This is a genomic window from Niallia alba (assembly GCF_012933555.1).
GTDB classification, from domain to species: Bacteria; Bacillota; Bacilli; order Bacillales; family Cytobacillaceae; genus Niallia; species Niallia alba.
Genome location: NZ_JABBPK010000001.1, coordinates 642,780 through 667,260, shown reverse-complemented (window position 1 = coordinate 667,260; position 24,481 = coordinate 642,780). Strand labels below are relative to the sequence as shown.

Sequence of the window (24,481 nt, the reverse complement as noted above, 5' to 3'; positions counted from 1 at the left end):
ATTAACCATATATTTGGAGGAACAATATGATAAACTTTTTATCCCAATTTATGAAAGAGCATTTTGATAACCTTACTCTAAGACCGCCCCTATTTTATTCATGGGAATATGGTATCCGTTTTGAAATTTCTATGCCCTGGGTACAACATGAAGATAAGAACAATCTTCAGCAAATCGAAGAAAGAATTAATGGCATATTCAATAAAGTTTTTCATGATACCGATGAAATGTTACTGGTCACAGACATTCATTGTGAGAAGAACGATACCTTTTTACAAAAGAGACCAACAAAGGTCTATCAAAAATATATAAAAGACAAGGAATTAAGACGAAAACTGCAACATAGGGTGTTACCAAGTGTTTTTTGGGAAGATGAAGACGGTGAAGATTATGAAGAAATGGTCACGCACCGATTTGCTCTGTCCTGTGAAAAGAGCGACATTCGTTATAAACCGCTCTTAACTGCTATCAGTTATGAGGATTTTCCACATCCATCCCAAATTCTAAAAGGGTTATACCGCCCTGGTATTGATATTTATTTTGTAAATGTTACAAAGAAAATGATTTACCATCTATATGATGACCGAGGCTGTGACGTTATCGCCTCAAACAAAGAAGATTTACATTCACTTTATGAAGAACTAAATGATTGGATTTTAGACTATGACCGAGAACAGATTGATAAGATATTCAAATAATCCATTTGTTGTATAATTAAAGAAAAACATCTACAAGAGGTGATTAACTTGGACCTTCTCACCACATTTCTTGCCATCAGGCTCTGCCTGTAAGGGTCTAATTTTCCTTTGGGGGACTTTTACAGGCTAAGCCATTTCCCAAGGAGTGTGATGGCAAATGAAACCACATCAAAAAAATCGTAGTCGTTCCTATTTTCGACATCATCGGAAAAGAGTGATTCAGCGTAAAATAAAGATTGCCAAACATTTAGGTTGGCAATCTCGCTTTCCTGGATATTTCGCAAAAGGGAAAGTTCATTGTTCGTGCTGGATGTGTTCCCAAAAGACGAAAAAAGATGGACTTCCTCATTCGCAAAACATTCAATTGGAACGCTTAAAAAGTCAATTATATGATTACTTTAGCGAAGGGGAATTTTAATCGTTTAATGAGCAGGGTGATAGTTCTTCCCTGCTTTTTCATTATTTTGTAGTCTTATGTCTCCATCAGCTATAAACATAAAGGTCAAAATCCACATCTGCACCTATGGAATCGGCAAAATGAATAAATCTCCTATCTAAGTACATAGCTGGTTTTTCATTATTTTCTATTTGAATAACGATGGTAAATCTATACGCTAATTCATAATTTTCTCTTAACTGATTTAACAGTTCTTCCTTCCCCTCCAATTGATTCAAAACGAAATCCAATTGTTCACTAATATCATAAGACTGCTCGTAATCTGTACCTAACTCCCAACTGGTATATTGCCGATAATGCGTTCCTGTAGAGGTCACATTCGGATTAGATGGTCTATTAATAGCTTCACCTTTTTTATATGCCCTTGTCGGCCTTATTCCTAACACATTTGTAAAATACTCAATAGAAAAGTCATCTGCCTTCGCTGAAAAATAAACCTTTACATTCGTTTTTTCCATTTATAAGCTCCCTAATATTCATTCAAACATCTGTAAAATCTCCAGTGCAATTTCATCAAGTTCTTCTAACCTTTCTCCTGCTGTTGGACTTTCAGCAAGTCTTATTAAATCCATTTTAAATTGCATTCTTAAATCCTCTGGCAATCTTTTCACCAAAATTATTAAACACCAATACTTCCAAACGTCATCATTCGTGGCTAAAACATTTTTAATTAGTGGTACAATTTCATCTGGACAAGTTAATAGAAGTTCTGAAACCTCCTCTGCTACCGGCCAGTTCATGTCCTGAATCCATTCCATAAGACCTGGTAACAAAAGAACGAGTTCTTTTCTACTTAGGTTCTTTAATTGGTTTACTCTTTCGGAGTCATGCTTATCTCTTGGTAGATATTCAGTGTAATTTTTCATTTTGCACCTTTAAGTTCATAATGTAATTTATAAATTTAGTTTATGTACAAACTTTTTTCACTGCTTCAATAAAAGAATTAATCATCAACAACTTTAATTAAATCGGTGTGTATCATTACAAAGTAGGTTTCGATTAATTCTCTCAATTTTTCATTGAGGTTATAATATTCTCCGTTCGCTTTTTCGATAACGCTATAAAACTTATTTTCATCTATTTCATTATTTTCCAAAGCAATGTACAATCTCCACATTTCCTCGCCATATGTTTTTTCAATCTCGGCATACTCATGAGCATCTATTTTTTCAAGAACATCGATTAGTTCTTCCAAATATCGAGTGATTCCTACTTTCTCTATATGGTCTGAATTCCACCTTAATAAACTTTCATGACCTCCACTTTCCATTTCTGAATAGTATTGAAGAACAATAAATGCTTCATATGCTATTTTATTTTCTGATGAGTAGCCAAATTCAATCAGCACATCACTAACATTGTTCCATATATCATCTCGATTTAATAAGTCTCCTCTTTTTATTCTTGTCTTCTTATTCATGCTTAGAGTCACCTTTCTACCTTCATTTAAATACCTTTTTGGATAGAATCTCCAAAAATAAATTATATTCTTCAGCCAACCATTAGCGTTTCAATCTCACACTGTAATATCTCATAGCCTTCAAATTACCTTCCATCTCAAAAACACCCTTTTCTATCAGCTTTCTTAGCCGATACTCAAAGAATGCATCCCCCATATATTGGTCTAAATGCCCTATCACTTCTCCTATTAGTCTTGCAGATTTCATAAAAGGTTCAGGTTCTTGTACTCTTTCTCGGTCAATCTGAAGTTTTTTCGCCATATTTATCATATATTGGTCGTAAAAGACTTCTCTAACGCTCTTTATCTCTTCATTTCTCCAGATACGCAAGGTTTCCTTGGAATCGGCAAGAGCCATCCATTCTTCCTCAAGTTCCTTTCTCTCGTACTCTGATAATGATTTTGATTGGTCTTTCTCGTAGATAACTTGCAATTGCTCTGGGGACATTTCTCCTGTTTGTAGAATAGTATATTGAATATCTGGTCGATTAAAATGTTCAGCATATGCCTTTGTTGCATTAATCACCTTGATTTCATTCGTTTTATTCCGCAATAAATATAGAACATATCGTAGTCCTGTCTGTTCATGAGTGTTATCAGCTACCCATAGCGTAATTGGCACATTGTCAGGAACAGAATTTATTTGATTGACAGTGTTATAAAATCCCTGTTGATAATCTTGAAATTGGTCATCATCCATCACATTTTTCATCCATTGAAATCTTGCTTCTTGCCCATCACTTTCATGTAGTTGCTCAATAAGACCAATCGAGAATATATCCCAAAAGGAAATAACCTTTTCCCTCTTAGATAGGCCCATTTTCTTTAAAGCATATTTTAGTGACCCTGCACCAGAAAGCCCAAAGAGAATATGTACCTTTTGAAAAGTCTCTTCCTCCTTCGCTTCCGACCGTTCCTTTGATAATTTGAACACCGTTTCGTATATGCTTTCCACGTCATTTATAAAATTCGTCTCTGAATAATCCGTTTCTTTTACAAGATTCAATCGGAATAAAATATGAAATAGTAGTGACTTTGCTTCGCCTTCAGGCAGTTCTTCAATGGATTTTTTCAACTTTTCTATTTCCACTATGCCACTCTCCCTATATTCACCTATAAACTCAAATACTATGATTATCAGCAATTTACCACAGAAAATGAATTTTTAAATAAGTCTAAATCCATTCTATGTTATTATTTGGTATTAAGAAAGCCATTTATGAACTGCTTTAAAAAGGAAACAAAAACATAAATACGGAGGTATTTCTTGTGGAAAATTCAAATGAACATCAATATTTAAGGGGTTTAAGACTGGAACGTGACAGCATAGCTTCATTTGAGAACTACCCCTTTCGTTTACCAAGCATAAAGACTTTGGATGAACTATCCTTTCATCCAAATGTCACTTATTTTGTTGGCGAAAATGGGATGGGCAAATCAACGTTATTAGAAGCCATTGCGATTAATACTGGATTTAATCCCGAGGGTGGTACTTTCAATTTTAACTTTTCAACCTTTGATTCTCATTCTCCATTGGAAAAGTATATAAAATTAATAAGGGGATTCCAAAAACCAAGAGATGGATTTTTTCTACGGGCAGAGACTTTTTATAATGTGGCTTCCAACATCGAAGCATTAGACAGTGAACCTGCTCCAGGACCACGAGTGATTGATTCCTTTGGGGGAGTGTCGCTTCATGAGCAGTCGCATGGGGAATCTTTTTGGGCAACATTTATCAATCGTTTTGGGGGAAATGGCATTTATCTATTAGATGAACCAGAGGCCGCCCTATCCCCTCTTAGACAACTATCCATGTTAGCCCACATTCATGAATTAGTCCGTCAAAATTCGCAATTTATTATTGCTACCCACTCTCCCATCATCATGTCGTATCCAAATGCTAAGATTATCGAACTTACAGAGGAAGGGGCTAAAGAAACCACTCTTGAAGAAACGAACCATTATCATATCATGAAGCAGTTTTTTGACGATAAAGAAAGATTATTGCATCATTTACTTAATAAGTAGGATAATCTTATCAGTGAATGAATCGCAACTGAATTACACTCAGCCTGTATTTTTAACATTTTCCAAGCACATACAGGCTGTAATTTATAAATAACGTCTAAAAATTATGTCTTCCTTTCTTCTCTCTATTAACTACATAAAGTATTCCAGCTACCAAACAAAGAATAAGTGCCATATTAATACCGCCAAGATGTAAAAAACTTTTCATTAAAGCCATTAGAAAATTCATCATATTATCTACTCCCATTCTTCAAAGGATAAGTTGGTAGGTTCATCTAAAAGGTCGGCAGAAAAATCAATGTTGGTCGTTGGTGTTTGTTTATCTACTTCCTCAAATTTAAGTTCATCAATCCATACCTGCCCTTTCCCCGAAAGTAAAACACCAAAAGCAATGACTGCACTGTTTTCAGGTACATCTAAAACAATATGATAATGATTCCATTCATTATTCCCTGTAATTGGGCGGTCACCCATATTATCGAATTGCAATACATCATGTAGTGCATCATCGACTCGCATCCAAAATCCACAAAATCCATCAACCTCTTTAGATTTTAAAAATCCAGAGAGCTTTAATCGTTTGCCAAGATACTTCTCGGCTTTAAATTCCTGCATCATTGTTGCAAACTCACCTTGAGATTGGGCAGTAACAGATTTTAGGAATCCAGATGCCCTCCCTTTATGAGCGTTTTCTCTATCAATTCCCATCTGATAATTAAACGGATGACTCCCACTTAACTTCCATCCTTTTAATAGCTGTTCATTTTTCAACACGATTTCCTCCCTTTGTAAAGTTAATTTGCCTATCATTTTACGGTATTGTCCTGGCGGTAAATTGTAATATTTCTTAAATGAACGAGTAAATGATTCTTGCGTTTCAAAGCGATAATAGAGAGCGATATCTATTATCTTTTCATCCGTATAAAGTAACATGTTAGCTGAGTTAGCAATTCTTCTATAACGGATATATTCAGATGCAGTTATACCAACCTCTTTTTGAAAAACACGAAAAAAATGATATTTTGAAAATCCAGCAAACTGAGCAACACTTTCTAAAGATAGCTCTTCATGTAAGTTCACCTCTATATACTCAATCGTTTTCTGTATGATAGAACTATAGCTCATTACATGAACCTCCTTACAAATAAGATAACAAAGAGAAAACTAATTTTTTTGACATATATTGCTTTTTTTATCCATTTCTTCAATTTTTCACGCAAAAAAAGAGGGTTCACTTTCCCTCATTCTGTTCGGCATTGGTTGTATTTTTGCTATTTGTCATCCCTTTTATTAATGCAATCTTCGCAAATTAAACATTTAGGCGTTATTTTTAACACAAATATTCCTCCATAATTTTCATTTGACTATTTGCATATTAATTCAAGCAAATTCACATTAATCCCCTATCGACAAATAACCATTTGTTTATATAAGATTAATTCCCATATATTGTTTCCCTTCTTTTTATTTATTCACTGATTGGAATTTGAAATATCACATGTCTTCCTGTCCACATTTCGCTTTCAACAATTAATTCTTTACTTTCCTTTTGAAAAATGAATCCCGCACCCATTTGTTCTTTATAGGTAAGCGTAAAATAATGCCCACCTAGTTTTTCAGGTGGGCATTAGTGTATTCTCTATTTAAGTTTAGCTGGAATCCGGCATTCCTCTGGAATAGTCTTTGACCACGGAAGGAACTGGTCAAGTGCTTCCTGATCATCTATATCTATTTGTGGCAGCTGTTCAAAAAGATAAGTTAAATAATTTAATGGATTTAATTGATTCTCTTTGGCCGTTTCGACAATGCTGTAGATGACCGCACTGGCAGTTGCTCCTTTCATCGATTGGGCAAATAGCCATGCTTTTCTTCCCATAACGAATGGTTTAATCGAACGTTCTGCTCTATTATTATCGAGTTCAAGTCGCCCGTCTTTCATAAAGACAATGAGTTTTGACCATTGGTTTAAACTATAATTTATGGCATCACCTAATTTGCTTTTAGGTGGAACTTGAGGGCGTTTGGATTTTAACCATGCCAAATAAGCGTCCAACACGGGTTGACTACGTTTTTGACGTTCTTCTTTTCGCTGTTCAGGGCTACAATCTTCAAATTCCTCTTCTATCTGTTTTTCAATTTTAAATAATTGTGTACAGAATTGAAGACCTTCAGCTGCGAGACTCTTAGATTTATCTACACCCGTAGGCAAAGATTTGAGCGTTTCGTCATATTTACGGCGTGCATGTGCCCAACAGCCAACTAACTCCACATCCTTCATATCATGGTAACCTCCATAACCATCGACATGAAGATAGCCCGCAAATCCTTTTAAAAATGCTTTCGGGTGTTTACTATGACGAGAAGTTTTATAGTCATATAAGATAATCGGTGAAACATCCCGACCAGATCGATACAACCACATATAGGATTTGGAAGTTGCTGCTTTACCAGGTTCCGCTAAAACTTGAACGGTTGTTTCGTCCGCGTGTAGACAGTCAAGTTGAAGTAGTAACTCATGCAAGCGATTGTATAGTGGTGAGAGCCATTTCGTTGCACCATATATTACCCAGTTGGCAATCGTTTGGCGTGATAGGAAGACACCAAGTCGTTCAAATTGTTTTTCAATTCGATACAACGGCATTCCCTCTACGTATTTTTGATTCATAATATAGGCCATTGAAGAAGGGGAAGCGAGACTTTTTGGAAAAACTGCCGCAGGTATTTTAGCTGTCACAACTGGTGTTTCGATTCCTTCACGTTCACATTGGCGACAGCTATAAATATGTTGTACATGCTCAACAACCTTTACTTGAGCAGGGATGATTTTTAATTCTCTACGTGTTTCCGTGCTCATTTCATGTACCGTTTCGCCGCAACACAAACAAACCTGCTCTTCTTCGGATAAACGATAATGGATCGTTTCCATAGGCAAGTTTTCAAGCTTCGCATCCCGTTGTCCTACATACTTCTTTCGATGATAAGTAATCGTTTCAAGTGTAGGCTCTTCCACTTTTACATCCGCTGTCATTTCAGCTTCATTAAAAAGAGGTAGTTCGATCTGATCCGGGTTGGTTTTTTCACTAGATGCCCCGAATTTCTTTTGTTGGCTTAGTCGGAATTGTTCTTCCAACCATTTGATTTTTGCCTCTAGGACTTCTTTTTGTTTTTCTAAATCCGCATTTTTCGCTGCGAGTTCTTCAATTGTATCTTGTAGTTCATTCGTAGTTTTTCCCATAAAAATAGAATACCATAAAGAGAGGTGACATAGTTGGTCAATTCTCTCTAAATGATAACTTTTGCACTCATTTTTGGATGAGCTTGTTTTTGTTCAAGTGGAAGTCCATCCAGCAACCAGTTGAATTGACGAGGACTGATCGATAGCGGCTTAGTAGTTTGTCCATCTGGCCATTGAAAAACGCCATTTTCCAGTCGGCGATAATATAACCAAAACCCATTATGATCCCAATGAAGGATCTTTAGTTTATCTCGTTTCCGATTACAGAACACAAATAGATTGGAAGAGAAAGGATCCAGTTGGAAACTCATTTGTACAATCGCTGCCAAACCATCAATGGACTTTCTCAAATCTGTTGCACCCATCGCTAAATAGACTCGTTGAATAGGTGTTTTACTTAACATGGGATTGAAGAACCTGAAGTACTTCATTTAAAAGTGAATGGCTGAAGCCTTCTTTAATTTCAATTGAAACATCGCCTACCTTAACCGTTAAAGTAGCTGTATCTTCAATTAAGTTGGATGAATCAATGGCAACCCATTGCTTAAGAGGATAAGCGACGTGAGTCGCCTCAGTTTTCAATCTTTTCATCCAGCTATACATACTTTGAACACCTACTTGATTTTGTTTACACCAAGCTTTGACACTTGGTACTCGACTAGATCTGTAAGCATTGATGCGATCTTGCCACATTTGTTTACGTTCATCTACTGACATAAAAAACCTCCTAACAATTGATGTTAATGTGATTATCACAAAACACGGCAATTATTAGAAGGTGTGGAGTATTTGTCGCTTACATAAGTGGAAAGTAACCGAAGAAGCTCCTAGAGATCCAATCAGCGGAAAACGAAGACAAATAACTAGAAGAGCTGACACAAAAAAGAAGCCCTCGCAAAAATCGACGAGGCATTTAAAAAGCTACAGAAACAGGATAACGGCGAAGTCTCTGCAGATCTAACTGAAATAACAGTAAAAGATTTATTTGCGCGTTGGTTCGAACTAACAATGAAACGAAAAATAAAGGAAACAACGTTTAAGGAATATACGAATGCTGTTAATTATCGAATTGTACCTGTGTTAGGGGATTACCAAGTAAAAAAATTAAATACTCTACTCCTGCAAAAGTTTATAAATGATTTAACTGATGAAGGACTTTCCCCTCGGTATATAGAGTATCTTAATACCATTCTTTATGGCGCATTGGATGCTGCACGTAAATGGAAAATTATACAGACTAATCCTCTTATTGATGTGGATAAGCCAAGACCTAGAAGAGTAGAACAAAAAACGTGGTCTGTTAAAGAGATGCATATATTTTTAGATGTAACTAAATTAACGAATCCTCGTCTTTATGCACTTATCCACACCGCATTATTCACTGGTTGCCGTCGCGGTGAAATTTTATCCCTCACTTGGGATGATTTAGACATAGAGAACCAGTATCTTAATGTGGATAAATCATTGATATATAATAAAGATGGTTATAAGTTTTCCACAACAAAGTCGCAATCTTCTAACAGAGTGATAAAAATTGGTGACTCCGCAATAAATGTATTAAAGGGATGGAAAGCGCAGCAAAACAAAATGAAAATGGCTCTTCGTAACAGTTACGAGGACCTTAATTTAATCTTTGCTACACAAACAGGAAAACCCATTTATCCTAGATCGTTGACCACAGAATTTAATAAAGCAATAAAAATTGCTAATGTTCCCAAAATTCGCTTTCATGATACTAGACATACCCACGCAACTATTTGTCTAGAAGCTGGTATGACATTAAAAGAAGTTCAGGAACGCTTAGGACATAGCAGCATAAAAACTACCGGAGATGTCTATGCTCATGTCACTGAATCAATGAAAGAAAAATCAGTTGATCTACTTGAGAAATTCATCTCAAAATAAGTTTTTTGCAAGGTATGTGGTCAAATTGTGGTCAATGTGTACATACCTTGCAAAAAACCCTTGTTATACCAACGATAGCCTCGCCACTGCCTCCACATGCGTTGTCTGCGGAAACATATCCACAGGCTGCACTTCTTCTGTCTTATAACCTCCATCTTCCAATACGCGTAGATCACGAGCTAAAGTCGCTGGATTACAGGATACATAGACTACTTTTCTCGGCTTCATATCAAGAATTGTCTGTAATAATGCTTCATCACAGCCTTTTCTTGGAGGATCTACAACTAACACGTCTGCTTCATTCCCTGCTTTATACCAATTGGGGATAACTACTTCTGCTTCTCCAACTGCAAATTCCACATTGTGGATATCATTTATGAGGGCATTTTTTCTTGCATCCTCAATTGCTTGTGGAACAATTTCGACACCGAATACTTGTCTTGCTTTTTTTGCTAAAAATAAAGAGATTGTTCCAATACCACAATAGGCATCGATTACTTTCTCTTCCCCATTTAGATCAGCATATTCCAATGCTTTCTCATAGAGCACCTTTGTCTGTTCTGGATTCACTTGATAAAAGGAGCGAGCAGAAATAGCAAACTTTACATCACCAATATAATCAGTAATGGTCTCTTCTCCCCATAGCACTCGAGTTATTTCTCCCATTATCACATTCGTTTTTTTGTTATTCACATTGTGGATAATTGATTTAATATTTGGGACTTTTTCAACAATTTCATCAACAATTGCCTTTCGATTGGGGATATCCTGTGTACGAGTGATTAATACAATCATTACTTCCTTCGTAATGGCCCCTCTTCTTACCATAATATGGCGTAAATCACCTTTATGGCGTGCCTCGTCATATGCACGAACTCCATATTTCGAACAAATATCTTTTACTGTATTTACGACATAGTCATTTTCTTCTTGCTGAATGAGGCATTGTTCCATATTAATGATTTGATGGGAGCGTTGTTGATAAAATCCGCCGATGAGACCACCTTCTTGTTCCCCGATTGGAACTTGTGACTTATTGCGGTAGCGCCAAGGATCTTCCATCCCTAGTGTTGGATGTACCGTCGTGTTAATTTTTCCAATCCGCTCTAGAACATCCATAACATGCTTATGCTTCATTTTCAATTGTCCTTCATAGCTTAAATGCTGTAATTGGCAGCCTCCACATTCCTTGTAAATAAGACATGGTGCTTCCACGCGATAAGGACTTCTTTCTTTTATTTCTACTAAACGACCGAAACCGTAATTCTTATTTGTCTTGATTACTTTTACGGTTGCTTTCTCTCCTGGAAGTCCATTGGGGATAAATAGGGGATAACCATCTACTTTTGCCACTCCTGAACCTTCATGGGTTAAATCTTCAAAAATTATATCTATTATATCGTTCTTTTGAACGGGTAATGTTTTACTCATTATCGTCTTCCTTTACATCGATATTTCCGAAAAAAATAAGCGTGGTAATTGTAACATATTATCAGGAAAGCGTCATGGGCTTACGGGAAATCTTAGGAAATCAAAACAAAAAGTGAGGGGATTTCTTATTCCTCTCACTCCTCGTTATTGTCTGTTTGTAACATTCCTTTATAATCCTTGATATCTGGTCGGTCTTCATCACGAATTTCTTCAATTGGTACATATAACTCAAAGTGACGATATAAATTAATAAATTCAGCAGGCAATAAGCCGCCAAATTCTCCATCAAGATTTAATTGTACTTTCTCATCGGAGCTAACTTTAATGTGATTGGCATTCGTATAAATGACATTCGGATCATTGATATGTTCCCCACGTAAAGCCAGTGAAGCAATTCGAATAAAGTCTGCAAGATTTGCCTTTTTTAAGATTAACAAAGAGAACAGCCCATCATTAATAGAAGCTCCTGGTGCTAACTTCTCAAAGCCGCCGACAGAATTGGTCAGGCCAACAAGAAACAACATCGCTTCTCCTTCAAACAGCTTGCCATCATATTCGATTTTCACATGTGATGCTTTAATGAACGGTAGCATTTCGACGCCTTTTAAATAATAAGCAAGCTGTCCAAGCATGGTTTTCAGTTTACTTGGAACCTCATAAGAGATTTCTGTTAAGTGTCCACCACCACTAATATTAATGAAATATTTATCATTCATTCTTCCAATATCAATCGGGATTGTATCGCCCTTTGCGATTACATCTACTGCACCTATAACATCTCTTGGAATATGCAGTGCTCTTGCAAAGTCATTTGTTGTTCCTACCGGTATAATTCCAAGCTTTGGACGATATTCTTGTTCTGCCATTCCGTTAACCACTTCATTGATGGTTCCATCGCCACCTGCAGCAATGACAAGATCAAATCGTCTTTCTACTGCAACTCTTGCTGCATATGTTGCATCCTCTGGTCCAGTCGTTGCATGACAAGAAGTTTCATAACCTGCCTCTTCTAATCTTTTTAGCACTTCTGGTAAATGTTTTTTAAAAGCTTCCCGACCTGAAGTAGGATTATATATTATTCTTGCCCTTTTCATTTTCATCATCCTATAATCAAGATTCATTTTTTTTCCATAGCCATTAACATCATATACGATACTTCTTGCTTAAGCAATTTTTAAATCTATCTATTACCATCGTATGTGACCATTGAATAATAAGTGTCCATGTTTCCAAGTATCTTCCCACATTATAACCCAATCTATCAGTTCACCATACTTTCCTAATTCTTATTACTGTTTTTTTCTATTAATCAAACGTTTGATTAACTTTTTTCCGACACAAAGCTCCATTATTCCGCTCCCTTAGAAGAAATCTGTAAAAAAGAAAGCAAACATTCGAGAAAATCAGCCATGCATATTCCATTCAAAAAAGGATGATTTCCCTCAAATAATACCCTGTCTGAGTCAAATCTATCCTCTTTTTATTATGATTAGTGATTCGTTAACTCTAACGTACCACTGTTAAAGACATGTATAGCAGAACCACCTTTTCCTTTTTGCAAGACTGCATTCGTCTTTCCTTCCTCCATTGTATTTTCTGTATTAGAAAACTCCCATTCTGCACGATCACTATTATTTATTACTGTATCATTTACAGAAACCTTCACATTATTTGTTTCATCCAATATTAAATCGATTGCTGGGACATTATTAACCGTCCAATTATTTTTTAAGTCACGTGGATTTAAAGTGACATCATTATTTAAATCAATAATATCTAATTTCTTACTCGTTGGCACAAGAATCGTCGTATGTATAGAAGAATAATCAGTATAGAATTCAGACATGCGATACGGTAATTGCTTTAAACGAATAAACAAAGTATCTCCCTTTTGAGAAACATGAAGATAATCTTCTGGTTTGGAAACAACTACATCCTTTGATTGAACTGTTCGGAAAGTTCCAAATAAGGATAGGACGTCATCGTTTGTTCCTTCAATTGTAATCGGACTTTGCTGATTTTCGGACTCAATGACAATTCTTTTAATATCAGCCTTCATCGCATAATTGAATTCAGGTAAATCTCTAGTTATCTCTTCTCTTTTTAATCCTTGTTCCAGAATATCCATAATTCCAGAGGATTGGAGAAAGACCATTGATATGCCTGCTGTCCCAATGATCCCAACGACAATAATACTGAAAAGATCAAAGCTTAAATACGGCTTTTCTTGCTTAGAAGAAAACAGATATAGCAAAATCTCTATTCCCAAAACAACTAAAATAACCGGCCACCAAACTTTTAAAACACTCACAATTTTCCAATGAAAAAACTGTGTCAGTAACAAAAATACGCCAAGGAATAATAAAGATAAACCCATTGAAAAAGTGCCCACTCGCCATTGCCTCATTCTCTTCTCCCCTTCTGTCAGCATTGGCTTCTTGTATGAATTCAAAAAGCCAATAGCCATCTCTATCTTTCTTCTACATTTCTTATATTTTTTTCTTCTTTGTTCCTTTTAGCAGATGAATACCGCCGATTATAAGAACTAGGCACACAATTCCCGTCTGAAAATATTGATAAAAGAAAAATCGTAAATCTATATCTATTACTTCTCTGATGATGGGTGAAAAGATCGGTAAAATAATATTGATTATTAAATAATATAAACCAATTACAAGTAGACCAATCCCAAACCATTTTTGATAATTAATCAAATAAGCAATGACCGGGACATCCTCCAATTCCTCTTCTCCTACTTTTGATGCTTTTTGTAATCCATCAAAGAAGCTGTAGAACCAAATGATAGGAATAACGAATAAAAATAGTCCTAATCGTAATTCATTAAGGATAAAAATAGAGAACAAGAAAGCAGCCATTAGCTGAATCCCTCTTTGCTGCAAGCCTAAATATAAATGGCCCGCTCCTGGAAAAACAGATAAGAAGGTTGCAATAAATTTACTTTTCTTTCCCTCTTCTCTATTCTTTTCAAAATCCTGAAAGATTGTAATATCTTCAAGCTTTTCCCCTTTCAGTTTTTTATTATACTGCTGGGAAACGTCATAAAAACCGTAAATCCAAATAACAGGCAAAATCGCCAAAAATAACAGGAATTCATTCGTATAGGTTAGGAAAGCAATAAATAAAATCATAATCCCTAACCCTAGAAAAGTTGTTAATAATGTTATTCCTCGATAGACTAAGCCTAACTGAATATGACCTAAGCCAGGGACAAATGATAAAACAATCGTATAAAAACGCTCTGATTCAGCTGTTTTTACTAATACAGGTGCTACGTCTCCAGCCTCTGTATTACTAGCCAAATTAACCCGTTCTTTTAAATAGCTACTGGTCGTGATTAATGTGTCGATAAAACTAATACAGTAGATAATGAAACCAATAATAATTACTATAAATGTTAACTCATTGAGGTACCCTGAACTAAAAATCACAATGGACATAAATGCTAGTCCAAAGACAGCCATCCCATATAAAAAGCCTCGCAACCTTTTCCCAATATAAAAAAGACCACCACCTGGAAAAAATGCTAAGATTGTTGCGACAATCGGGTTTTTCATTTCTTAAAATCCTCCTTTTTACTACTATCAAATGAATCCATCCAGGCAAAGGTCTTATCCACTAAACCTCCTGATTTTGGCTCTTCTTTCAAAGAAACTTCCGCTTTTTGGATTGTTTCTGTATGTTTTATAATCGATTGAAAAAATCCTGCCGACATCAGAATCAATGTAAGACTCGCGGCAATTGCATAATGGAATATGGATGATTGATAAAAAGGACGTTTCCTTTCCTCTATTTTTTCTATCTCCATATTTTCAAAGGATATTTTTTGCATAATATCATTCATAAAAGCTGCTTCATCTGAAATCGAAGGAAGTATCTCCTCTTGCATGTCTACTGCATCTATATACAATTCTAAACATTGATCGCATGTATACAAATGATTTTCAAGAAATGCTCTTTCTTTCTCATTCAGTTCATCGTTTACATACTTCATCCAATCATCTTTAGAATAATGTGTTGTCATAAAAATTCTTCCTCCTTCCAATGTGTTTTGATCCAGAGTCTTGCGCGATACAGCTTCGTTTCAATTGTTTTCACTTGAACATTTTGCTCTAATGCCATTTCTTGATAACTTTTTTCTTGAATGTAAAAACCATAAATGACATCCCTGTAATTAGCGGGTACTTCCTCCAGTCTTTTTTGCACAAGCTTTTGTCGTTCCCGCTTTAGCACTTCTATTTCTACATCATCGGCCAGAGAGCCTCCTATGTGGGATTCCAATTCTTCTGTCATCTCTTCTTTTCTTCTTTGTTTTTTTCTTCTCATATCAATAGCATGATTGACAGCAATTCTTGTTATCCATGTTTTAAAACCTTGATTCTCGTAATTGGGGAGAGAGGTATAGATTTTAATAAACACTTCTTGAGTAGCATCTTCTGCTTCTTTTTGATCTTTCAAAACACTGTATATAGAACGAAACAAATAGTCCCGATGCTTTTCCACTAACAAACGAAATGCGTGATCATTTCCTGCTTTTACTTTTTCAATTAACACTTGATCACTAATGGCCTCTCCCCCCTTTCCTAGCCATTCTATAATAATAGACGTACAGTGTCGGTCATTCCCCTACAGTTTTTTATTATTTTGGGCTGATTATTTTTTTCATTTACCGAGCAGCGTAAATATACGATGACTTTCTGGGGAAGATGTGATCCCGCAGAGCTCATTGGCCCTACGGAAAGCAACGTATATTAAGGCTACAGGTTATTAGTTACAAACTTTATGAAAATGCCTCAATATTTTCTTCCTAAATGGTTTCTCCTTTGTAATAGTACCATTATTACTTGAAACTTTTTAGCCTTACTTTCGTATTGATTGAGTCAAGTTTTTGTGGGAGTTTTTTTTGGATAGAAAAACTCCCCTCTTATTTAGTTATATTTCCCACCTAAATGAAAGCGTTATCTAAACAATTTAGTTTTGTTTTTGTTCATTTCCTTCATTTTTTAAAAACCTCGTAAGGCTTGTAAAGCATGGTATATCGGCTTTCCTTTTTGCCGATTTAAATATGATAAATTATTTCTTGTTAGCTCTCCGACTGAACTCTTTAACTTTTCCACATAATATTTTGGCTGAGAAACAGAAGCGGTTTGATCGTTAGGGTTAATTCGTCCTAAAATCGTCTTGATTTCTAATTCATCCTTCATACCAACCATAAAGTCAATAAATGCTTGTATTCCTTTATCGCACCAGCTGCGGCCGTTTTTAAGCCGTTTAGCGAATACACTCATCGTTCCTTCCGCACTTCCCATTGGACGATAGTGGCTTGTGTCTATGTCTTTTTCCTTCAACCATTCGCGATAATCTCCAAGGGCCTGAGGATATTTTGACAGCTGTTGTATGAACTCTTCTAACCGTTCTTCTTTCTTTTCGTTTTCAAGAGTACCAACTGCACTATTAAGTTCCACTAGGAATCCTTTCGCATCATATTGAGCCAGTTTCTTACGAATGACTCTATATCTCTTATGGCCTTTGAAAAGCGTTTTAACCTCACGAGCTACATGGAATCGGTCGATGACAAAGAATGCATTCTTATAGTGATCCTGACAAGCCGTAATCCACTGGGCTCCATCCCCATTAATTACGAGGTGATGTTCACTCGGATTGTAGTTGTAATTATCTATTAAGAACTGCTCAAATCCTTCCCAGAACGCTTCTTTACCTTTGTGGACATAGTGACGTTTTGCGATTAAGGATGTTCGTTTCCCGTTGACTATCCAGCCCTCATGTACGGAAGCAATCTTTTCTTCCCGCCCACGTCGTTTTCCACGTTGCCTTTTCACATATAGTCCGTCTACTTCTACAAAGAGCACTTTCCTCAATTGGTCGGTCGGCTTGACGAAAGTAACTTCTGTTTGTAGAAGGTGTTGACGAATAGTCTCATGGCTGATTACTTTGTAACCTAGAAGTTTCTCAATCATGGAGGAAGCATGACGATAGGATGTACCTTGAACTGCCATTTCCATTGCCATCGTTTCAACTAGGGGACTGAAACCTTTTGACCCCTCAAACTCTAAATAGTGATCAAGGAGATAAACGTATCCACCCTTTTCCCTGTCCCTATAGTAATTCCGATTGATGATAATAGAACCGAATGAAGTATCCATCTCTACGGCTCGCTTATCCTGAAGGTAAAATCTCTTTTTATCTCTATTTTCTGCAATCTGTTGATCCATTTCTTCGAGTTGCTTCGTGAGAACTTCACCAAATGTCTTTTGAAGCATAACAAATAAATCTTTTTCCAGTTCTTTTAATGTGGGTAATTGTATGGTATCTTTTTTCATAGGACTCCTCTTCCTTGTATTTGTGGTTTTCGCAGACTTTACTATACAAGAAGAGAGTCCTTTTTTCATTTGATTTTATTTTCCATCTACCGCACTTCCGTTTGGTGACCTGTTTCTCAATGGATGGATCTACGCCCCATCCATTGAGAAACAGGGTACAACATCTCCCACAAACATTTTACTCATACTTTCGTATTTATTCTGTAGCAATTTAATCAAAGGAGAATGTGTATGCATTATTTATTTGCATTACTGGCTTTAACATTAAACCCATTTCTATGGAAAATCCATCTAAAAAAACGAAGGTTTCTTATCTTTCAAGTCATGCGATTGCTTGCTGGAATCCTTATTATTTTTTGTCTAGATTATTTTCAGTTAATCGATCATTCCTTACAGGCCCTTTTTAAATATGGTGCTATTTATTTTGCTTTCTTCTTATTACTAGATTTACTTTTTGGAAAAGTAAAGGGGTATAAAATAACTGGAATTCTCTTTTTATACTTTGTCCTATTTAGTCTATACGTCCAATTTGTCTATCCATTAACCATTACCGGAGATAAATATCATTTTGTACAAGAAAAGGCTACTGTTATTGAGAAGGAAGCTGTTTCTACTAATGAAAAACATATCGTAGTTGTACCGGAGAGCTATGCACGATATCGTAGTGAGAAAAAACTCGGGGAACTTCCTCATCCTTCCTATTATGATTTAGGAAACTCTACTCTACAAAAAATTGACGATCATCTATACTGGGTAACGCCAATTGAATATACTGGCTTTTTTAAATGGATAAAAGGGGATGACGTCCCTGGTTTTATTAAAATGAGTGCAGAGGATGAAAATGAAGATGCCGTCTTAGTTAAAACTTCTATGAAATATGTTCCATCTGCCTACTTCCAAGAAGATTTAAAAAGACTAGTCAGAAATAAACATAAAGATACGATTTTGCTTGAAGCAAGCTTCGAACCAGATGATAATGATAAGCCATACTATGTTGTACCTTATGGACAATACAATAAATTCCGAGAAATTGTTGACATTAAAGGGATTTATATCGTTGACCCAGCCACTGGAAAAATTGAAGACTATACAATGAACAATATACCTGCATTTATTGACCATGTTATTCCTACAAGCGTAGCGGAAGATTGGAATGAATGGTATGGTAAATATATTCATGGCTTCTGGAATACCCTTTTTGCAAAAGAAGATATGAAACTACCAACCGCCTGGGACAACATGGATGAAGTGAATGGTGTCTTCAATGAAGAATTACAATTGCATTGGTTCACTGACTTCACCCGTCCGAAATCCGATAGCGGAAGTATGGTTGGTTACTCCATGATTAATGCTCGTACCGGTGCACTTACCTTCTATACAGAGGCAAATGGATCGTTAAATGGGAAATCTGCTATCAATGTGGCAGAGAAAACCTTTCGAGCGCAAAAATATGAAGCCGGCACTCCACTACTCTATACGATTTATGGGCAGTTCACATGGGTTGTTCCACTCATGGACAGCAATCACGTGTTAAGAGAAATCATGTTGATTAATGCTAAGGATGAAAAGGTTTATAGCTATAGCACAGAGAAAACAAAACTTTTTAATGATTATAAATATGCCCTTGTCACGCTATTGAAAAATGATAAAACCGTTCCTAACAATATTGCCGATCAAAAAACGATAACTGAGACTGTCAGCTATGTATATAAATCAGAGGTTGAAAATAGTACGATTGTAAAATTCATGGTGAAAGACAATAAAACTATTTTCCAAGTTTCTTCAAACGATTTCCCTTATAGTATCTTCCTAGAAAAAGGGATGGAAATTTCCGTTGATTATGTTGATACAGATGAAGTAATTGTAACGGTTGAAAAATTGGAAATTAATAATCAAGCATTAAACGAATAAAATAAGATTCTTGGATATTAAAAATGCAACAAAAAAATTGCTCTATTATTTATAATATAGGGAGAAGGGAACAAACTTCTCCCTCTTTCTGCATAGAATAAAAGGAAGAGAACAAAGATAGTGTTTTAAACTAGTAAACTTTAAATGATGGAAAAGGAGAAATGCATTTGATTATTTTAATCCTATCTTCCTACTTAATCGGTTCTTTACCGGCTGCCTTAATTATCGGTAAAGTTTTTTATGGCATTGATATTCGGAAACATGGCAGCTTTAATCCAGGAGCGACTAATTCCATTCGCGTATTAGGCAAAAAAGCCGGGATTGCTGTTCTGCTGCTTGATGTTGGGAAAGGAGCTCTTGCGGCAAGTCTACCGTACTTGCTTATGGTAGATGTTAATCCGTTATATACTGGATTAATAGCTGTTATTGGTCATTGTTTTCCAATCTTCGCTGGGTTTCGCGGTGGAAAAGCTATTGCCACAACAGCCGGCACTCTTCTCGTTGCCAGCCCAGCCTTGTTTTTAATTGCCTATTTCGCCTTCTTTGCTGTTATTTTTGTAACAAAATATGTATTCATAGGTAGTATTTCCGTTGGGATAACGATTTTCTTATATGCATTATTTTCTCCCAACATCCAGCATGACTGGCTCTTTTTCTTGTTTTTATTACTATTAATCTTTTTACATCGCTCTAATATTATTAATTTTATTCATCGTCAAGAACCAAAAATAAATGATAAAAACATAAAAAAGGATCGAATTAACCCGAAGAAAATAGTCTAATTCCCCTTCATTGGACAAGCTTTTTAGGAAATTGTTGATTGTCGACTTTTCCTGGGAAATACTGTCGAATGAATGGAAATCAAAATAAAGGAGTTGCTCTTTTTGGAATTGCTCCTTTACTTTGATTTTGGAGGTTGTGGAGGGGAGTGCTGGATGAGGGTGGTTTGGCTGATATCCTTCCACTTTGGCTGATTTATCGCTGCTTTGGCTGATATCCTTCTTACTTTGGCTGATTTATCGCTACTTTGGCTGATATCCTTCTTACTTTGGCTGATTTATCGCTGCTTTGGCTGATATCCTTCTTACTTTGGCTGATTTATCACTGCTTTGGCTGATATCCTTCTTACTTTGGCTGATTTATCGCTGCTTTGGCTGATATCCTTCTTACTTTGGCTGATTTATCACTGCTTTGGCTGATATCCTTCTTACTTTGGCTGATTTATCACTGCTTTGGCTGATATCCTTCTTACTTTGGCTGATTTATCACTGCTTTGGCTGATATCCTTCTTACTTTGGCTGATTTATCGCTGCTTTGGCTGATATCCTTCTTACTTTGGCTGATTTATTGCTGGTTTGGCTGATATCCTTCCTACTTTGGCTGATTTATCGCTGCTTTGGCTGATATCCTTCCTACTTTGGCTGATTTATCACTGCTTTGGCTGATATCCTTCTTACTTTGGCTGATTTATTGCTGGTTTGGCTGATATCCTTCCTACTTTGGCTGATTTATCGCTGCTTTGGCTGATATCCACGTTCGACTAGAATATATATACTTATTCCCCTCCTTCATCCATAAAAAAAGCTGCCAACAAAGTCGTTTTTCAACATTTACTGACAGCTATAAGGAGATAAATCCCCTTCTTATCTTTTATTCATTTCTTCGACTAATAATTTATTGACCATTTGCGGATTAGCTTGTCCTTTTGTTGCCTTCATCAACTGACCGACAAGGAAACCAATCGCTTTTTGTTTTCCATTTTTAAAGTCTTCAATGGATTGAGGATTGTTATCCAATACTTCGCCGATGATTTTCAGCAATGCACCTTCATCGGAAATTTGGACAAGTCCTTTCTCTTTAACAATTGCTTCAGCATCTCCGCCATTTTCAATCAACTCTTTAAACACTTGCTTTGCAATTTTACTAGAAATGGTACCATTTCCAATGAGTTTAATCATGCCCGCAAGGTTTTCTGGAGTAAGCTTTACTTCCGCTAGCTCTTTTTGCTCTGCATTTAAGTAGGCAGAAACATCTCCCATTACCCAGTTTGAAGCAAGTTTTGGTTCTGCTCCGTTTGCAACGGTTTCTTCGAAGAAATCAGCCATTTCCTTCGTAACGGTTAATACTTTTGCATCGTACTCTGGTAAGCCCCATTCTTCCATATAACGCTTTTGTCTTGCATCTGGTAATTCTGGAATTTCTGCGCGAATTCTTGCTTTCCAGTCTTCATCGATATACAAATCTGTTAAATCCGGTTCTGGGAAATAACGATAGTCATCTGAGCCTTCTTTTACACGCATTAGCAATGTTGTATTTGTAGCTTCATCAAAGCGACGTGTTTCTTGATTAATTACTCCGCCTGAAGAGACAACCTCTCTTTGACGTTGTTCTTCATATTCTAATCCTTTACGTACGAAGTTAAAGGAGTTCAAGTTTTTCAATTCCGTTTTTGTTCCGAATTCCTCTTGGCCTACCGGACGAATCGAAATATTGGCATCGCAACGCAAAGAACCTTCTTCCATTTTACAGTCAGATACGCCTGTATATTGGATAATGGATTTCAATTTTTCTAAGTACGCATACGCTTCATTTGGTGTGCGGATATCTGGCTCAGAAACGATTTCAATTAGCGGCGTTCCTTGACGGTTGAAGTCCACTAACGAATATCCTTTTTCATGATTCAGTTTCCCTGCATCCTCTTCTAAATGAACACGGGTAATGCCGATTTTTTTCTTATAGCCATCGACTTCAATTTCAATCCAGCCATGTTCACCAATTGGCTTATCAAATTGGGAAATTTGGTATGCCTTCGGATTATCTGGATAAAAATAGTTCTTACGGTCAAATTTTGTTTCTGTCGCTATTTCGCAATTTAATGCCATAGACGCTTTCATGCCATATTCTACTGCCTTTTTATTTAAAACAGGTAGTACGCCAGGATAGCCTAAATCTACTACTGTTGTATTTGTATTCGGCGCAGCACCAAAGTGATTGGGACTTGCTGAGAATATTTTTGATTGTGTTTTTAACTCTACATGGACCTCTAGCCCAATGACTGTTTCAAATTCCATTTTTTTCACCCCTTACAGCGTTGGTTTTTGGTTATGATAATCTGTCGCCTGTTCAAATGCATAAGCTACTTTATACACAGATGCTTCATCAAAATGTTTTCCGATAATTTGTAAACCAAGTGGTAAACCGTTAGAGAAGCCACAAGGAACCGAAATCCCTGGAACACCAGCAAGGTTTACTGGAATCGTTAGAATATCATTGGCATACATTGTTAATGGATCGTCTACCTTTTCCCCTAGCTTAAAAGCAGGTGTAGGAGTAGTTGGCCCCACAATAACATCATACTTTTCAAATACATCTTCAAAATCTTTTTTGATTAGAGTACGTACTTTTTGTGCTTTTTTATAATATGCGTCATAGTAGCCAGAGCTTAAAGCAAAGGTTCCAAGCATAATTCTACGCTTTACTTCATCTCCAAATCCTTCTGCGCGAGAACGTTTATATAGTTCAATTAATGTTTCGGCATTATCCGTGCGATAACCATAGCGAACACCATCAAATCGAGATAGGTTTGCTGATGCTTCTGAAGAAGACAATAAATAGTAAGTTGCAAGGGCATATTTACTATGTGGCAAAGATACTTCTTCCCATGTAGCTCCTAATTTTTCCAATACTTTTAATGCATCAAGAACAGATTGGCGAACATCTTCGCTTACTCCTTCTGCTAGATACTCTTTCGGAACCGCTATTTTCATGCCTTTGATATCTCCAGTTAGACCTTTTGTAAAATCAGGCACAGCTACATTTGCCGAAGTGGAATCCATTGGGTCTAATCCGGAAATAGCATTAAGCAAGAAAGCATTATCTTCTACCGTACGTGTAATTGGTCCAATTTGATCCAGTGAAGAAGCAAATGCAACTAAACCAAAACGAGAAATTCTTCCATATGTAGGTTTTAAACCGACAACCCCACAGAATGCTGCTGGTTGACGAATGGAACCACCAGTATCTGAACCAAGAGAAAAAAATACTTCTCCTGCAGCTACGGATGCTGCAGATCCACCTGATGATCCACCAGGAACTGTTTCAAGATTCCATGGATTTTTCGTTTTTTGATAATAAGAATTTTCTGTAGAAGATCCCATAGCAAACTCGTCCATATTAAGCTTTCCAATTGTTATAGCTCCTGCTGCTTGCAGCTTGTCCATAACAGTAGCATTATAAATCGGCTGGAAATTTTCTAAGATTTTGCTAGAACATGTTGTTCTCAAGTTTTTTGTCACAATATTATCTTTAATACCAATCGGCATTCCAAATAAGCTACCTGAATGTTCCCCGTTTACTAATTTGTCATCTAATGCACTTGCTTGTGATAAAGCATTGTCTTCATCTAATGTTAAAAATGCTTGTACTTTCTCATCTACATCTTTTATGCGATTATACGATTCTTTCACTAAATCAGTTACTGATATCTCTTTTTTATGTAATAGTTCTTGTAAATCCGCCATCTTTTGATCAAAAAGACTCATGTAATTTCCCCTCCTTACTCAATAATAGATGGAACTTTAATTTGTCCATCTTGATGATCTGGTGCATTGCGTAAAACTTCCTCAACAGGTAAGCCTTTTGTTGGTACATCTTCACGAAGCACATTTTTCATATCTAAAACATGGGAAGTTGGCTCGATTCCCTCTGTATCTAATTCTTTTAGTTCTTCTGCAAAAGAAATAATAGCATCTAATTGCTTTTGAAAAAGCTCTGCTTCCTCTTCTGTTATTTCAAGTCTAGCAAGATTGGCAACATGCTTTACTTCTTCCTTTGTAATTCTTGACATATATATGTCACCTCCATCATTATACGTACAACACAATAATCTGATAATATCAAACAAATCATTAGGAAAGCAACCGAAAGAAGGAATATATCTTATTAGAAGGCGTTTTCCTCAAAGATTATGAATTTCCACCGCTATCGACAACTTATTTC

At 36.3% G+C, this 24,481-nt stretch carries 25 protein-coding genes; 6 read left to right on the top strand and 19 right to left on the bottom strand.

Annotated features, from left to right (window positions below):
• Positions 1-26 precede the first annotated feature (26 nt).
• Together HHU08_RS03345 and HHU08_RS03340 are read left to right on the top strand one after the other, a co-directional pair.
• Complete coding sequence (locus HHU08_RS03345; RefSeq protein ID WP_016202191.1) at positions 27-698, top strand: DUF3885 domain-containing protein; 672 nt, start codon at positions 27-29, stop codon at positions 696-698.
• A 157-nt stretch (positions 699-855) separates the two neighbouring features.
• A complete protein-coding gene (locus HHU08_RS03340; RefSeq protein WP_016202190.1) occupies positions 856-1,116 on the top strand; it encodes a hypothetical protein in 261 nt (86 codons plus the stop codon).
• A gap of 65 nt (positions 1,117-1,181) precedes the next feature.
• Here HHU08_RS03340 and HHU08_RS03335 read toward each other — a convergent pair whose 3' ends face one another.
• From HHU08_RS03335 to HHU08_RS03320, 4 genes are all read right to left on the bottom strand, one after another.
• A complete protein-coding gene (locus HHU08_RS03335; RefSeq protein ID WP_101729730.1) occupies positions 1,182-1,613 on the bottom strand; it encodes a DUF4279 domain-containing protein in 432 nt (143 codons plus the stop codon).
• A gap of 18 nt (positions 1,614-1,631) precedes the next feature.
• Complete coding sequence (locus tag HHU08_RS03330; protein ID WP_016202188.1) at positions 1,632-2,021, bottom strand: DUF5071 domain-containing protein; 390 nt, start codon at positions 2,019-2,021, stop codon at positions 1,632-1,634.
• A gap of 77 nt (positions 2,022-2,098) precedes the next feature.
• On the bottom strand, positions 2,099-2,575 hold the full coding sequence (locus tag HHU08_RS03325) for a DMP19 family protein (RefSeq protein WP_169187791.1): 477 nt from the start codon (positions 2,573-2,575) through the stop codon (positions 2,099-2,101).
• Positions 2,576-2,657: 82 nt separating this feature from the next.
• Positions 2,658-3,704, bottom strand: a complete 1,047-nt coding sequence (locus tag HHU08_RS03320; RefSeq protein ID WP_101729731.1) for a DUF1835 domain-containing protein — start codon at positions 3,702-3,704, stop codon at positions 2,658-2,660.
• Positions 3,705-3,883: 179 nt separating this feature from the next.
• Between HHU08_RS03320 and HHU08_RS03315 the strand changes: the two genes are divergently transcribed.
• Positions 3,884-4,642: an AAA family ATPase gene (locus HHU08_RS03315; protein ID WP_016202185.1), complete on the top strand. Its 759-nt coding sequence runs from the start codon at positions 3,884-3,886 to the stop codon at positions 4,640-4,642.
• A gap of 97 nt (positions 4,643-4,739) precedes the next feature.
• Here the strand turns inward: HHU08_RS03315 and HHU08_RS25380 are convergent, their stop codons facing one another.
• From HHU08_RS25380 to tnpA, 5 genes are all read right to left on the bottom strand, one after another.
• Positions 4,740-4,874 carry a hypothetical protein gene (locus HHU08_RS25380; protein WP_263479781.1) on the bottom strand — a complete coding sequence of 45 codons (135 nt, stop codon included), beginning with the start codon at positions 4,872-4,874 and terminating at the stop codon, positions 4,740-4,742.
• A 5-nt stretch (positions 4,875-4,879) separates the two neighbouring features.
• Positions 4,880-5,767 (bottom strand): helix-turn-helix transcriptional regulator, encoded by an 888-nt coding sequence (locus HHU08_RS03310; RefSeq protein WP_101729732.1) that lies wholly within the window; start codon positions 5,765-5,767, stop codon positions 4,880-4,882.
• 514 nt (positions 5,768-6,281) lie between these two features.
• Positions 6,282-7,877, bottom strand: a complete 1,596-nt coding sequence (gene tnpC, locus HHU08_RS03305; RefSeq protein WP_169187790.1) for an IS66 family transposase — start codon at positions 7,875-7,877, stop codon at positions 6,282-6,284.
• A 47-nt stretch (positions 7,878-7,924) separates the two neighbouring features.
• A complete protein-coding gene (gene tnpB / locus HHU08_RS03300; protein ID WP_016205487.1) occupies positions 7,925-8,281 on the bottom strand; it encodes an IS66 family insertion sequence element accessory protein TnpB in 357 nt (118 codons plus the stop codon).
• Complete coding sequence (gene tnpA, locus HHU08_RS03295) at positions 8,271-8,594, bottom strand: IS66 family insertion sequence element accessory protein TnpA (protein WP_101729549.1); 324 nt, start codon at positions 8,592-8,594, stop codon at positions 8,271-8,273. The genes tnpB and tnpA overlap by 11 nt, the downstream gene beginning before the upstream one ends.
• A gap of 183 nt (positions 8,595-8,777) precedes the next feature.
• Here tnpA and HHU08_RS25645 point away from each other — a divergent pair, with 183 nt between their 5' ends.
• Positions 8,778-9,782, top strand: a complete 1,005-nt coding sequence (locus HHU08_RS25645; RefSeq protein WP_318010501.1) for a tyrosine-type recombinase/integrase — start codon at positions 8,778-8,780, stop codon at positions 9,780-9,782.
• A 63-nt stretch (positions 9,783-9,845) separates the two neighbouring features.
• Here the strand turns inward: HHU08_RS25645 and rlmD are convergent, their stop codons facing one another.
• From rlmD to HHU08_RS03255, 7 genes are all read right to left on the bottom strand, one after another.
• A complete protein-coding gene (gene rlmD / locus HHU08_RS03285) occupies positions 9,846-11,213 on the bottom strand; it encodes a 23S rRNA (uracil(1939)-C(5))-methyltransferase RlmD (RefSeq protein WP_016205065.1) in 1,368 nt (455 codons plus the stop codon).
• Between the two features lie 134 nt (positions 11,214-11,347).
• Complete coding sequence (locus HHU08_RS03280) at positions 11,348-12,307, bottom strand: diacylglycerol kinase (protein ID WP_016205064.1); 960 nt, start codon at positions 12,305-12,307, stop codon at positions 11,348-11,350.
• A gap of 395 nt (positions 12,308-12,702) precedes the next feature.
• The gene (locus HHU08_RS03275) at positions 12,703-13,620 is read right to left on the bottom strand and encodes a LiaI-LiaF-like domain-containing protein (RefSeq protein ID WP_169187787.1); all 918 of its coding nucleotides are present in this window, start codon (positions 13,618-13,620) and stop codon (positions 12,703-12,705) included.
• Positions 13,621-13,702: 82 nt separating this feature from the next.
• Positions 13,703-14,788, bottom strand: a complete 1,086-nt coding sequence (locus HHU08_RS03270) for a hypothetical protein (RefSeq protein ID WP_169187786.1) — start codon at positions 14,786-14,788, stop codon at positions 13,703-13,705.
• Positions 14,785-15,255, bottom strand: a complete 471-nt coding sequence (locus tag HHU08_RS03265) for an anti-sigma factor family protein (RefSeq protein ID WP_016205061.1) — start codon at positions 15,253-15,255, stop codon at positions 14,785-14,787. The genes HHU08_RS03270 and HHU08_RS03265 overlap by 4 nt, the downstream gene beginning before the upstream one ends.
• Positions 15,252-15,785 (bottom strand): sigma-70 family RNA polymerase sigma factor, encoded by a 534-nt coding sequence (locus HHU08_RS03260; protein ID WP_084668785.1) that lies wholly within the window; start codon positions 15,783-15,785, stop codon positions 15,252-15,254. The genes HHU08_RS03265 and HHU08_RS03260 overlap by 4 nt, the downstream gene beginning before the upstream one ends.
• A gap of 449 nt (positions 15,786-16,234) precedes the next feature.
• A complete protein-coding gene (locus tag HHU08_RS03255; protein ID WP_169187606.1) occupies positions 16,235-17,572 on the bottom strand; it encodes an ISLre2 family transposase in 1,338 nt (445 codons plus the stop codon).
• 231 nt (positions 17,573-17,803) lie between these two features.
• Here HHU08_RS03255 and HHU08_RS03250 point away from each other — a divergent pair, with 231 nt between their 5' ends.
• Together HHU08_RS03250 and plsY are read left to right on the top strand one after the other, a co-directional pair.
• Positions 17,804-19,483, top strand: coding sequence for a hypothetical protein (locus HHU08_RS03250; protein WP_169187785.1), 1,680 nt, complete (start codon positions 17,804-17,806; stop codon positions 19,481-19,483).
• A 161-nt stretch (positions 19,484-19,644) separates the two neighbouring features.
• The gene (plsY, locus tag HHU08_RS03245; RefSeq protein WP_101729553.1) at positions 19,645-20,265 is read left to right on the top strand and encodes a glycerol-3-phosphate 1-O-acyltransferase PlsY; all 621 of its coding nucleotides are present in this window, start codon (positions 19,645-19,647) and stop codon (positions 20,263-20,265) included.
• 861 nt (positions 20,266-21,126) lie between these two features.
• On the opposite strand, the gene gatB is transcribed toward plsY, so the two are convergent.
• From gatB to gatC, 3 genes are read right to left on the bottom strand one after another with little or no spacing between them, the layout of a single operon-like run.
• A complete protein-coding gene (gene gatB / locus HHU08_RS03240; protein ID WP_016205056.1) occupies positions 21,127-22,554 on the bottom strand; it encodes an Asp-tRNA(Asn)/Glu-tRNA(Gln) amidotransferase subunit GatB in 1,428 nt (475 codons plus the stop codon).
• Between the two features lie 12 nt (positions 22,555-22,566).
• Positions 22,567-24,024, bottom strand: coding sequence for an Asp-tRNA(Asn)/Glu-tRNA(Gln) amidotransferase subunit GatA (gene gatA / locus HHU08_RS03235; RefSeq protein WP_016205055.1), 1,458 nt, complete (start codon positions 24,022-24,024; stop codon positions 22,567-22,569).
• A 14-nt stretch (positions 24,025-24,038) separates the two neighbouring features.
• Entirely contained in the window at positions 24,039-24,329 is a 291-nt protein-coding gene (gatC, locus tag HHU08_RS03230; RefSeq protein WP_016205054.1) for an Asp-tRNA(Asn)/Glu-tRNA(Gln) amidotransferase subunit GatC, read from the bottom strand.
• Positions 24,330-24,481: the final 152 nt, after the last annotated feature.